Annotated in this window: 15 protein-coding genes; all 15 read right to left on the bottom strand. The window is 50.4% G+C overall.

Annotated elements, in window-relative coordinates; genetic code table 11:
* Positions 1–145: 145 nt before the first annotated feature.
* Positions 146–1,201, bottom strand: coding sequence for a major capsid protein (locus ADK28_RS16900; protein WP_048796191.1), 1,056 nt, complete (start codon positions 1,199–1,201; stop codon positions 146–148).
* Between the two features lie 76 nt (positions 1,202–1,277).
* Positions 1,278–1,682 (bottom strand): head decoration protein, encoded by a 405-nt coding sequence (locus ADK28_RS16895; protein WP_048796190.1) that lies wholly within the window; start codon positions 1,680–1,682, stop codon positions 1,278–1,280.
* Entirely contained in the window at positions 1,679–2,287 is a 609-nt protein-coding gene (locus ADK28_RS32200; protein ID WP_048796189.1) for a hypothetical protein, read from the bottom strand. Before ADK28_RS32200 ends, ADK28_RS16895 begins: the two co-directional genes overlap by 4 nt.
* A 2-nt stretch (positions 2,288–2,289) precedes the next feature.
* Positions 2,290–3,150: a S49 family peptidase gene (locus ADK28_RS16885; RefSeq protein ID WP_048796188.1), complete on the bottom strand. Its 861-nt coding sequence runs from the start codon at positions 3,148–3,150 to the stop codon at positions 2,290–2,292.
* Positions 3,147–4,775, bottom strand: coding sequence for a phage portal protein (locus tag ADK28_RS16880; protein ID WP_048796187.1), 1,629 nt, complete (start codon positions 4,773–4,775; stop codon positions 3,147–3,149). Before ADK28_RS16880 ends, ADK28_RS16885 begins: the two co-directional genes overlap by 4 nt.
* Complete coding sequence (gpW, locus tag ADK28_RS16875; RefSeq protein ID WP_343286294.1) at positions 4,775–5,002, bottom strand: gpW family head-tail joining protein; 228 nt, start codon at positions 5,000–5,002, stop codon at positions 4,775–4,777. Before gpW ends, ADK28_RS16880 begins: the two co-directional genes overlap by 1 nt.
* Before the next feature lie 42 nt (positions 5,003–5,044).
* Positions 5,045–7,162 (bottom strand): phage terminase large subunit family protein, encoded by a 2,118-nt coding sequence (locus ADK28_RS16870; protein ID WP_053091612.1) that lies wholly within the window; start codon positions 7,160–7,162, stop codon positions 5,045–5,047.
* Positions 7,104–7,676, bottom strand: coding sequence for a hypothetical protein (locus ADK28_RS16865; RefSeq protein WP_048796184.1), 573 nt, complete (start codon positions 7,674–7,676; stop codon positions 7,104–7,106). Before ADK28_RS16865 ends, ADK28_RS16870 begins: the two co-directional genes overlap by 59 nt.
* Before the next feature lie 291 nt (positions 7,677–7,967).
* Positions 7,968–8,609: a hypothetical protein gene (locus ADK28_RS16860; RefSeq protein ID WP_048796183.1), complete on the bottom strand. Its 642-nt coding sequence runs from the start codon at positions 8,607–8,609 to the stop codon at positions 7,968–7,970.
* Positions 8,610–8,730: 121 nt separating this feature from the next.
* Positions 8,731–9,066 (bottom strand): head fiber protein, encoded by a 336-nt coding sequence (locus tag ADK28_RS30210; protein ID WP_075202089.1) that lies wholly within the window; start codon positions 9,064–9,066, stop codon positions 8,731–8,733.
* Between the two features lie 191 nt (positions 9,067–9,257).
* Entirely contained in the window at positions 9,258–10,505 is a 1,248-nt protein-coding gene (locus ADK28_RS29280) for a prophage tail fiber N-terminal domain-containing protein (protein WP_053091613.1), read from the bottom strand.
* Positions 10,505–11,053, bottom strand: a complete 549-nt coding sequence (locus ADK28_RS16850; protein WP_048796182.1) for a DUF2514 family protein — start codon at positions 11,051–11,053, stop codon at positions 10,505–10,507. Before ADK28_RS16850 ends, ADK28_RS29280 begins: the two co-directional genes overlap by 1 nt.
* Positions 11,050–11,679 (bottom strand): glycoside hydrolase family 19 protein, encoded by a 630-nt coding sequence (locus tag ADK28_RS16845; protein WP_048796181.1) that lies wholly within the window; start codon positions 11,677–11,679, stop codon positions 11,050–11,052. The genes ADK28_RS16850 and ADK28_RS16845 overlap by 4 nt, the downstream gene beginning before the upstream one ends.
* The gene (locus ADK28_RS16840; RefSeq protein ID WP_048796180.1) at positions 11,676–11,972 is read right to left on the bottom strand and encodes a phage holin family protein; all 297 of its coding nucleotides are present in this window, start codon (positions 11,970–11,972) and stop codon (positions 11,676–11,678) included. Before ADK28_RS16840 ends, ADK28_RS16845 begins: the two co-directional genes overlap by 4 nt.
* A gap of 10 nt (positions 11,973–11,982) precedes the next feature.
* Positions 11,983–12,381: a putative holin gene (locus ADK28_RS16835; RefSeq protein ID WP_048796179.1), complete on the bottom strand. Its 399-nt coding sequence runs from the start codon at positions 12,379–12,381 to the stop codon at positions 11,983–11,985.
* Positions 12,382–12,777: the final 396 nt, after the last annotated feature.

Raw genomic sequence — 12,777 nt, 5'->3', positions numbered from 1 at the left:
GGCTCCGGCGCTGGGTCAGGCTCCGGCGCTGGGTCAGGATTAAGACCTAAATCCGGATCTAGATAATCACCTTCTTTGAGGTCATTAATCGACCCAACCCCAGCTTGTTTCTGGTCTTTGCTTTTTTGGGCCATCGCTATTCACCTTAATTATCAATAACCATTGCCGCCAGACAGCCGTTAACCTGGCTCGGAATGACGATCGGCGCGGACTGCATCAGCAATTGACGCTGGCCAGGGTCCTCTTTCACCCATGTTTTTGGTGCGTATGCCATCGGCCCATAGTTAAATGCATCATCCAAAATCGCGCCAAATGCGCGCGTTCCCTGCATTTGTGGACCACTCATGATCACCATCCCATCAGTAATCATTGGTGTTTCAACACCGCTCAGGTCATCAATAAACCAGTCGTTATAAAGCCAGAGCGTGTAACTCCCCCATGTCCCCTTCAAAATTGCACCAGGCATAATTTGAGCGCCAGGATTAACTATGTTACCGGACGAGTTCTGAGCAGGAAGAATGATCGCGCTATCTTTTAGCGTGGTATCTTTCTTAAAAGCCGCCCATGACTTATTAGTGAAAACAATATCTGTACAAACGACACCCGACTTTTGTAAGACGGTCGCTTGCCACTGCTCAATACAATCCGTTGGGATCGTATTATCTGCACCAGCAGGAACAGTCAAAGGCCACGCACTACTACCAGTGAGGGCAACTGTGAGGGCTGGATCACGACCAAAATCAATAACGGTCGTCGGGAAACCTTCGCCAACAATAGTCACTTTGCCCGTTTGCATTGCTGATGATGCCATCCATTCGAGGCGACGGTTTAACATGTCAATCTGATCTGCCATTTCAAACTGTAGATTGAGCATGGCGCGCTGAGCTGGGGTGTACTCCCCACCAATCCGCTCACCAATTTGACGGCGGATCGGTTTACGTAAATCCGGGGCGCGCTTGTCTTTGATATATGCCGGTTTAAATCGGTTAGTCTGATAACGGCGGCTCTCAACCATTTTGCCCTCCACCAGCGGAGAGCAAAACGGAGCCATACGACGCAAACCTACATCAACGTCAATTGCAACCTCTTCCGTATCAGACGTTACCACGTTAGGGAAAAAACGATCGAGCAAGAAGTTTTGCGCGATTTTTAAATTCGGCACGACCTGAATTAAAGTCGACGTGTCAAAAATATTCACGATGTTTACCTTTTAAAAAATAGAATACCGCCGCCAAATGATTTATTTAGCGGATGATAAATTAAGCTTTCGTATTTAATTAGACGTCGTTTTGCACGACAGACCGGACAAAAATACTGGATTGGCGTAATACTGGAGTGACAGTAGCCAAAGTCCAGGAAGCATCCAAAATCATTCGATGGCCGTTAAATTCACCCATCAAATAAACTCCGCCATTAATATCAGCCGCCGTCGCGTCAACGTCATCGACCAGAATAGCGCTCGGAATCTCGCTACCATCACTCGCTGATTTAACGCTTATTTGGTATTTACCACTCGCGGTAACTACCCCCATAACGGTCCCGCGCTTGTAGGCTTTAGCACCGGTAATAATAACAGTATCGGTAACAAGCTGGAGAGGACCGCTGACAAGCTGATCAGGAACGTAAGTATCCTGAACAACACCCGGTCTCCACGGATTATCACCAAATTGATTTACAGTCATTTTTTAGCACTCCCAGTAGCATGGTTATAAAGGCTCTTCATTTGGTCGGCTACACTGCCACCGCCGCTCTTGCCGCCATTGGCTCCAACCTTTGGTTGTTTAACTGTGCCCATACGCTCTTGAAGCGTTTTACGCTTGGACCCGCTTGTTTCCATTAGGGTTCCCATTACGGTGCGACCATTGGCACGCATAACCCTGATCGCTTCTTTTGCTGACAGGCGAGTAGTAAACGCCAGGGTGGCCGCTAAATCAGGACGGCCGGCCGCGTGCTTACTACCAAAAATAGCCGAACAACGCTCGCGCTCAGCCTTACGGCCTTTCTTCACATCTTTGTTTTCATCCTCTTCGGCGTCTGGGTCGTCATCTTCGTCTTCTGCATCAGGATCGTCGTCATCTTCCTCTGCGTCGGGATCGTCTTCATCCTCAGCGTCGGGGTCATCCTTGTCATCATTAGCCTTTTTGGCTTTTTTAGACGATTTACCGCCCTCATCCTCTTCATTTTCCTCTTCTTCCTCGGCGTCTCTTTCTTCCTCTTCCTCTTCGGCGCGAGAAGCCTTAGCCGATTTATTCAGGCCCAATAAGTGAGCAAATGAAAACTTATTCATAGTTAATCCTTAATCAAGTTTAGAAAGTCACGAAAAGCCGCATCAGGCGGCGTTACAACATCAGCCAGCCCAAGGGATACCCCTTCGGCCGCCAGATAAACCCCAGCCTGTGTATTGAGCACGACATCAGCTGAAACACGACGATTCCGCGCCACGGTACTGACAAATAGCGCCCCAATTTCATCAATCTCAGCCTGTAGCCCTTCATGGGCCTGATCGCTAAGCGGGATCATGGGGCTCGTTTCACCTTTGCGATCACCGAATGTCACAATGGTTACTTTCACTCCATCCTTTTCCAGTTTTTGAGACCAGTCGACATGCATCAAAATAACGCCGATTGAGCCCACACCACCGGTACGAGGTACAGAAATATGGTCCGCCGCGCTGGCGATGGCATATGCGGCCGAATAAGCGGATTCGGTAAGGATCGCTCTTATGGGCTTAACCCCGCGCGCTGCATAAATTTCGTCAGCCAGGTCAAAACAACCGGCCACCTCACCACCTGGGGAATCTATATCCAGGCAAATCCCTTTAACCTCCGGGTCATTTACGGCCGTAATAAAACTTTGCCGGATACCGTCATAACCCGTCATCCCAGACCAGGGCCGCAACGTCCCTAACTTCTGGACTAACGTTCCCTGAATAGGGATGATGGCGATCCCGTCAACCAGGTCATAGCCACTATCGGACTGACGCCCTTTCCGCGTAAATGGCTCATCATCGTCATACCAGGCCCCAGCCCCATCAATACGAGTGATTCCCAACCGCTCAGTTAATGCGGCTATAATCACTTCGGCTTTTTTGGGATGGATAATGAGCGGGGTGTTAAATAAATGCTGGGCAATATGAGGGAGCTGTTTCACCGTTCCTCCGGTTCCTGAATTGTCTGTTCTGCATCCTGGCTAATGGCCCACTCTGGCAACGGTAAGCCACGCTCTTTCAATGCTTCTATTTCACGCGCACGCTGATCAAGAAGGTCTTCCCAGTCCTCACCCACGTTTTCAGAGCACTCAATTTCAAGCGTGGACAAACCAGCATCCATCCCCAAAATAGCGCCTTTTTTCTCAGCGACAGGATCAACCCAACCGCGACCAGGCCCCATCCACTGAGCGCGGCTATACGCCGTGCGGCATTCGAGGAATTCAGGAGCCCCAGCCGGAAGCGGGAGATCTACCGTATCGTGTAATTCCTCAATAAATGCGCCTAATATGGGTTGAGCAAACCCGGTAGCAAAATCAATACGACGCCGGGAAAGCGTTTTCCACGCCTCAAGAAGTGCGGATCGCGCCGAGCTATAGTTAACTTTCGACCAGTCCTGTGTTAACTGTGATTCTGAAATACCTAATGCAGAAGATGTGTTACGCAGAACGGCAGATTCAAATGCTGGAAAATTGTTGTTTGGGCGAGCAGCACTGACCGTTACTATTTTTTCACCAGGGAATGTGATCGGCATTCTCACACCGTTGTTAAGTGTTAAACGGCGGTCATTATGAAAATCCTTGCGCATATCCTGATAACTGGCGATATCTTCAACACTGGTCCCCATAGCTTGCTCCACTAACTGTGGATCATAGGGTGACTCGATGTAAGCCCCAAATATCGAATTTAAAATTGCAGCTTCTAATTCTGTTGCATCGTACTTAACCAGCATTTTTAACCGCTGAACGACCGGCGTAAAAATACCGGTTCCCCTGTGTTGTGATGCCCGATCATGGTCAAAGTCATGGATCACGATAGGACGCCCCCAGGACGTTTCACGCTCAACCCTTTCCCACATCATTGAGTCGGCGGCCGCCCACCAATCACCAACGTGAGCTTTGCGTATGTGATACGCCACCGGCGCGCCATCGTCGTCAAGTTCAACCCCCCCTCTGATATGCTCTAAATCAAATTGCTGTTGGGGGTTACTCAGCCGATCAGGGTCAACTATCTGGATAGTTGTGGCAAAATGCGCACGCCCTAACCCAATGCGATCCCCTCTGAATTGCAGAACAGCCAGCGCGTCACCGTCGATAAGTTTGTGACGGAATGCCAGCCTGAGCATTTGTGACACTGTGAGCTTTCGTTCAACGTCACAATATCGCCCCTCGCCGGTTGACCAGGTACGATACGCCGCCTCGACGGCACGGCCATACTCATCGGCCCAGGTCGCATCAAACGATTTGTTTCCTGTATAGAATGCCAACGCGCGATAGTCAGGCTTAACGATTGGGCGAAATACAGCCCCTACAGCATTATCAAGAATTCGGGTGACGCCACCGCTAGCCCAGCCATCATTACGGACCAGATCGCGAACGCGTGAAACGATACGATCCCGGTAGTTATTTATCTCATTATCAGGCGATCCCAGGTAAGGGACCCAGTTGGCCAACTCCGAACTATAAGCGCTGGCCGCATCATAGGGGGTTTCGCTGTAACCGTTTAATGCCAGGTTACGCCCCTTAGATGGGGGTAGCGGTTTCCCATTTGGACCCAGTATCTGAACCATCAGAAACGAAACCTTATCGGCCTACGTGGCCGAGTGACTATCCCTAACTGAGCCTGTAGCAATTGGATAAAGGCCATCAGTTGAGGTAATGACGTTTGTTGATAGGTAACTGATCGGGTCCCGTCACCTTGCGCGTATGAGAACGAAACCCCCTGTTGGCCGGTCATTAAATTGACATATGCCGCCTGAGCCGCGTTCAATGCGTCTTGTAATTGGGCGTTGGACATCCCAGCCAGCACGCTGTTATTAGGTCTAAACATAAGATTCCTTTAGGCTAAACGATGTGAAATGCGCGTTTTAGGCTTCTCTTCGCCATCAACCTGTATAAGCACCCCGGAGCCGGGGAACTGTAAAGATGGTTTTTCTTCTGGTTGAGTCGAGGGTTCAAGTAGCACTCTGGATGGCTCCGCGTCGATAATGCTGGCACGGGTATTCAGTTTTAATCCCATGTGGAAGAGTCCACACAACGCCGCATACGCATAAACCCGACAGTCTAACGCTTCGTTAGCTTTACCCTTCGGTAGCTCCCATGTGCTGTAACGCTGGCCACCAGAGTCTTTAATAACTAAGCGCTCGGCCGTAAGCTGGGAGAAATACACCAGATCGCGATCTACAGAAAAGTGCATATAACCCGGACCGGCTTTTTCAATGTGGAGACGCGATCGGATAGAGTCTTTCGCCGCATTGACCCCGATGATGATCGGGCGGAATGTCCGCCTAGTACGGGCGCTGGTTTTTTTGTTTGGCCATACCGGAGAGCGTTTGCCACCAACTGCGGACTCACCTTTAATCGCCCATATACGACGCCCAAGCCGTTCTTTACAGAATTCGTAAACCTTCTGGGTATGGTGGCCACCTGAGTCCATGCACGCGGCCATAATGGTAAATCCGCGCCCGTCCGCACGCCGCCAGATTTGCTTTAAATACGCATCAAGACGTAACCACGGGTCCGGGGTTTCTAAATCCCCCTCGATGATGTCAAAAGCAACAGACCATGATTCCTCATCACGCCCCCAGCCAGTAACCTCCAGCTCAAAACGATCATCCTGCGTATCGACACCAACGGTTAATACGGCCACACCATCAGGAACCTCAGCCTCAAAGACTTCTCGGCGGGCCAATAGAATATCGGTGGCCAACTTTTTACCGTGATTCGGCCGGTGTGGTAGACCCATTTGGGTATTCCACCAGGCCAACTCTTTATCGGGATCTCCCTTCGCTTTTAGATACTTTTTCGCAATATCTGAGGGCTTGTCTTTTTGCCAGGGGCTAAAGAGCTTACCGGCCTGAAACCCTGCGTGGATGTTATCAACACCCAGACGGCCACACGTCGGACATTTAGCCCGATATACAGCATGGCGATCAGATTCAGACCACTGCCAAACGGTATCAACCGCCGCCTCATCATTAATACGCCATTCCTGATCGTAATCATTCAGAGGGATATGAACACCGCCGCAACACTCAAACGTTTTCGTTTGGTGCCAGCGGATTGTATGCAACGCCCTTAAGCGTTGACCTTCCGACCACCCCACGCCGCATGATTCACAGTGGAGCATTGCGCCGCTTACCTTGTGTTCGCCACCTTCTTTATCCCAGTGAACATGTTTAAAAAAGTCGGGAAACTGGCGGTGGCCACACACTGGACAGGATATTGAAGCACGGCGCTGATCGGAGTCGGCGTAGCTGGCCTCTATACGGCTTTCATCTTCAATGGTCGGAGAACAGGCCCGGATAGAAAGCCAGTTAAGGCCAAATGTCGCCGTTCGCTCCTCAGCCAATGTGATCGGGTCCCCTTCACGGGTTATCGGGTATTTATCCACCTCATCGGCCAGGAGTACGCGTATTGGTCGGCGTGCAAGGTTATCAGGGCTACCCGCACCAGCCAGCGCCAAAAATCCACCGGTGAACGATTTATAGAGCAAGGTCTCTTTTGAGTTCTTCTGTTTGGTTCCCCCAACCAACTTACGTAGCACCGGTGTAACACGGAGCATAGGGGTAATACGCTCTTTGGAAAACTGCTCGGCGGCATCCTCTTTAGGTTGCAATAGCAACATTGGGCACGGATCAAGATGGGCAAAATAACCAAAGACGTTCTCTAATAACGCGGTTTTCATCAACTGCGTACAGCACATAACAGTAATGATATGAACACCAGACTCAGTGACGGCCATCATTGGGCCGCGCGCAATTTCTACTGTAGATGTATCCCAGTCACCCGATGTGCTGCCCGCCTCACGGGCGAGCTTGCGAAAGTCATCAGCCCAGTCTGGGACGCTGATTCTAGGCGGCGGGGTCCAGCCGAGTCGTGCGCTCCGCCTTAGTTGCTCAATCTTGCTCGGTGTTAAATTCGGGCTCTCCGAGTCCGGCAATATGTTTATGGACATGTGCTATTAACACCTCGGTCATTCTGTCAGCGGGAACATCCAGATCAGCCGCCATCAGCGGAGCTACCTTTTGTGGCCAATTTAGCCAGGAGTCTCGCTGAGCCCGAAACACTTCAAAAAACAAGTTTTCGGCTACTGCCATTTCTATGACCTGCTCGCTTTGTTTCTCGTAGTCCAACTTGGCCAGCAAGGCTAAATAGTTCTCTTTTACCCTGCTGGCTTCTTCCTTCGACATTTCCGCGCCGGTGGCCATCATGATCGCAGCGACAGCCGCCGCCGTTCCACTATCAGCAGGATCAACAACCGGAACCCTGGAGGGGGCTTTAGTCTTAGCGGCGTTAGTGGTCCGTCCGTCTTTGCTATTACGCAACAGTGCTAGCGCCTTATCGCTTTCCTCTACGTTGATTTCGTCACCATCGAGAACAATGTAGCGGCCAGCCTTAATCCACCGGCTAATCGTTTTGCGATCTACACCGGCATGTTTTGCATAGTCGATCCTGGTCATCGTCGTCATGGGACATTCTCTCTGGGACATTGATGGGACATATATTTGAGGTTCTTCGGGAGAATGTCCCACGGGGAAAACCTACCGATTCCAGAGCTGGCGCGGCTTTGCGCTTTGTCGTGCATAAGTATGCATATGGGACATGGGACACAAACTCAAAAATTTATAGCTGGTAAAACACCACGCGCTCGCAATGCCCGTGGAACAACCACCCCACAGGAAGGACCCAAAAAGTTAATGGGAGGTATTGCCATACCCGCCAATGATTTTGTTTCATTTTCAATCATTTTTTCACTCTGCTCATTTGGCAGTCCGCAACGCCTCCGATAGCGCCGCGCTCATTTCACCAGGCAACAGGTCCGCCGCCATCTGATTAGCAAGCTCAAAATAACCCAGCGTTGGGGATGCCTCCTGGGCGTCACCAAACCTCACCAGTAACTTTAGCTTGGGTTGTTTACGACGTGGTGCGCGCGTGCCGTTCTTTGAGCGCTTACCTTTCTTCTTGCCTTTTACTGGCTTGTACTTCTTACGCTGCCAAAAGCCTGACGCCCCATCAATGCTCCCAATAAAGACATTCGGATTAGCCTTGAGGCTGCCCAGCTTACCTTTAGGCAGGTTGCCGTACTTATTGAGCCTGACCCCTTTGGGGTTAAGCAACGCTTTACCGCTCAGGTAGCGAGTACCGCCAAACTCCTCGGGGGCCAGATATTCGGCGGCCGTGGGCCTGATGAATACCTTGGCTTTAAGGCTGGTCTTTCTGGCCGCTGTGGATGCTACAGAGTTAACAGTAAAAGGCGTTGGATTATCCAGCTTGCTTTGTAGGTTATCCTTTTGCGCTTCCTGAATCTTACGCGCCGTGCTGGTCAGCGCTCGTGCTGTCGCAAAAGGGATCTGCTTTTTGAGGGCTAATAATTGGCGCTCAAGGTCTTTTAAACCCGCCATACATGATCCTTATGGCCATTTGATAGCCCGTTTTTGTAGTCGGGCTATGAGATGACTACAACATGTAGAAACGTGACTACAACGCGTATCCAAGTGTTGTAATTACAACCGACCAACTAATTTAACTAGACGCCATCGCGCCGGAGGTTTGCAGCTTCGTTAACGCCGCATTGAAATCAGCAACCAAACCCGCCACGTCAGAAGCGGTTGACGCTGCCTGATATGTTGCCTGCTTAACACCACCCAACGCGGCCGCTGTAGCAGCAGGCAACGTATAAGAACCTCCGTCACCACCACCACCAGATCCTTTAACCACTGCTTGAGCAAGGTTGAACGATCCCCATTGCAAAACAGGCTGACCAAGCGGCTGATAGCCATCAGCAATAGCCTCTGTAACCTGATCAGTTAAATCTTCGGCATTAGTACCAACAACAACTTTGTAATCTGTATAAGACATAATCACTCCAATTCATCAGTTATTACGGATAAAACGCTGAGTTATCCTCCATCATCGCCAACAAGTAGTGGACATTATTTTCAAATAAATAGAGTGAAGCTCCTCCCCTTTCTTCATCATCTATAACGAGATACAACCACCAGCTAATTTAATTAAACGCCATAGCGCCGAAGTTTTGGAGCTTGGTTAGATTAACCAATATTTGGTGCGACTGGTGCCATGACGTAACGCAGTGAATAATTTAATCCGCTACTATCATTGACAGGGCTTAACACTCCAGTTCCAGGGTCCATTTGCTGTGTCGGCGTTTGAGCGATAACAAAAATTACTGTGACAAATTTTCGATAGCTTCCGCCAACCAGCTTGCTGGTTTCAGTGCGTTGTATCGTGAACATAATTGGCGTTCCATTATCATCACAGGGAATTTTCGTTAACTGAATATCTGTCATTAGATACCCGGAGTATCCTGCTGGGACACGACTTAACTGAATGGTAGCCTTATATCGCCAAACACCGTTGGAGTCAGAAAATGCGGTATCCTTTGAAAAGTCGCTGCTGTAGGACGTATTAATATTGCCACCCGCTGCACCAACCAATCCCGCGTTATATTTATCAACTAATAATCCATTACCCCCGTTGGTAAGAATATTTCTATCACTAGGATCTACTTTAATATCTTCAGACCCATCTTTACCTGGTTCACCTTTTTCGCCAGCGGGGCCCTGAGGACCGACGTCCCCTTTCTCGCCTTTATCGCCGGGAGTACCATCCATGCCATCTTTACCTACAGGACCAGCAGGGCCGGTATCTCCTTTCGTGCCATCAGCCCCTGCATCACCTTTTTCGCCTTGCGGCCCAGCATCGCCTTTAGGACCTGCTGGGATCAGCACGGCTATCTGCTCAACCCCAGCCTTTCGAGTTTCACCCGCCTGGACAACAGGAAATAACTCCTCGCCAGTCAACACCTCGGCAGCAGGAAGGGCAGATATCAACGGTGGAGGGTTATCTGGCGTATAAGCATTTAACTCAATGTTTCCGGTATTATCGGCTTCAACACCGTCAACCGATTTAACTTCGTGCGAGAGATCCCCCATCATGGCCAACATATCGAAATACATTTTCTCGATGGCCATAAATAACGGGCTTGGCGTGTCATCAGCCGTACCCACCAGCAGATAATCATTCAGCGTGCCGGGACCGGTGGAGTCAGAAACGTTTATCTCGCCTAACTTGGCCTCAGAGTTATTCCGATACTTCGCCATGACTTTATAGCGGCCGTTGTACAGCTGCACGCTATACGAACCATCAGCGGCCGTGGTCATAGCTGCGTCACGCCGTAAATATGAATCAGTGGTGTTTTTCAGCTGGGTAAACGTAATAACCGCGCCAACTACGGCCGCACCATCTGGATCGAGAAACACGCCGGAGATCGTGACCATTATTTTTCCCCCGCCGTTATCGAGTCATAAGCCTTTTCACACATCAGCCCCTTTATCCTTGCCCGGTCAGCATATTGAGAGAGTTTTCCCGCTCTTTCATCAGATTTTCGGTACAGCTCGGCAAGCAGAACGGCGGTATCGGCTCTTGCCTGGCGTTCTGAGGTAACGGCGGAAATGCGGCCGGTTTCACTTCTGGCGAGTTGTTGCTTTGTACGCTCGATGGCGCGTTGCAAGCCGTCAGCGACAGACTGAGCGTTAGCAGCAGCGGCGCTAGCCTGAGCAAGTTGTTTCTCTCCATCGGCTCTAATCCTGTTATTTTCCAGCTGGCGGCGTTGTTCTTCGTCACGTTCGCTGGCTTCCCGTTCCGCTTTCGCGGTGGCGTCGCGGGCGTCACGCTTAGACCACTTATCCGACCAAACTAGCCTTTCGGCGTCTCGGCCAGCGGTATAGCGCCAGTGACTAAAACCCCATAATGACAAAGCCACCAGCGCGGTAACCGCCAGTGGCCTCCAGGTGCGTTTAAGCAATTCAATTAATACGGCTGTCATACAAGTACAGCTTTTGCTTTGTCGTAGCGGGCTTGGCGGTCATCGAGACCGTTGTAACCGCCGTTAATAATCTTGGTGATAGTTTTAACGTCGCCGGTATGGTTCAAACAACCTCTTGAGACGTAGAACCATGCGGCAGATATTGCGGCCGCGTCATCCTGCAATAGCGCATCAGGATTAGACAGGAGGTCCAACCCGAGGGCCGCACCACACTTTTTATAGTTTTCCCGGCCGGTGATTTGCTTCAATCCACGCCCACGGTATTTCCATCCGTCGCCCTGTTCGGTATTACCCAGATTGGCTTTACCCCAGTCGCCACCATAGACAATATTGGCGATCGCTTCTTGGTTGGCTGGGTGATTACCACTGCGACCGTATTGATCTGCCTGTTGCTGCGTAATTCGATGTGAACCAAATACACCCACCAGCTTATCGGCGGCGTAATTCAGGTTTTCCACCAGCCGGATAAATCCGCCAGATTCAGTCCCCATCTGGGCAAGAAACATGGCCTGATCCAATGGGTTAATAATGCCGTATTGCTGCATAGCCGCGTCAATATGTGAAAACCACCGCGCGGCCAGATCCCCATTAACACCGGCCGCCTGTTGAAACTGTGATTGATTCATTTTTTGTCTTCCCGTCTGAAAATCTTCATCACATTGCCATGCGAGTAAATGAGCGAAATGCAAAGCATTACGTTAATTACCGTCTCAGCAGGGTTTGCATGTACATAGCGGCCAGTAGCTATAAGGATCGTCACGGAACCACACGCCACTATCAGAACAAGGGCTATCACACCACCTATCACCCTGTGCTTTGCCCCATTCCTCTGATATGTGCCCAGCATTCCGGCACTAATCGCGCAAGCAACCGCATTTACGCCCAAAAGCAACGCATTCCAGGGGAGTCCTTTCACCATCAGGACAAACTCACTTATTTCCGTCATTGTTGCCCCCCGTCAGAAGTTGGAGAACGCGAGTAATAAGGGTGCGGGGGCTAACCTTCGTTAAAGCAATAAGAAAAAGGACCCCGAGAGTCGCTGTAACCGTTGCCCCCAACCAAGGTTCAATAACAACCCCATCAGGCAAATACTGGCTCAAGGCTTTGGCCAGAATGCCAGTGGTCATGTTTGCGCCGAGAATGCCGAGAAAGAAGGACGCAACAAAGTAGGTGATTTGTGTAAATCGGTTTAGATCCGGCGAAGAAACGACATAAACGGCCGCGCCAGCAAATGCGCCGATGTACACTCCCGCTGGCGTGCTGGCCAGCAACGAAGCAAAAGACATGCTCGTTATTGCCACGCTGTTAGCCGTGGCCGTCGATACCATTCCCAACCTGGCCTCCAGATGATTCGCAAAATAAAAAGCCCCGCAAATTGCGAGGCTTTATTGATATATATTTATATCTTTATATCACTTTCCACACTTTCGCAGTGGCCTCGCTCATGCCCTTGAGTTCGTCACCCCAGTTCGTCTCTGCTCCCCGTTGGCCCTAACCGGTACGTAACTGGCAATCACGTAGCGTTACCGGTGCTCTTCGATTCATTAACCCTCACCAGATGCAAAGCTGGCTCTCTACGTGGAGACTCGGGACCACATCATGACAGTGGCATGTACAGACGGTCTGACCGCTTAACGTTTCATTGCTTAGCCCTCATTAAGTGCCAGGCGGTGTACTGGCGAATTCAGGGAAAATCACCGCACAGGGCAAAAGGTCCGAAAATT

This window comes from Serratia sp. 506_PEND (assembly GCF_001076875.1).
GTDB lineage: Bacteria > Pseudomonadota > Gammaproteobacteria > Enterobacterales > Enterobacteriaceae > Serratia > Serratia marcescens.
The sequence above is the reverse complement of the archived record's forward strand: the minus strand, read 5'-3'. Positions and strand labels throughout refer to the sequence as shown.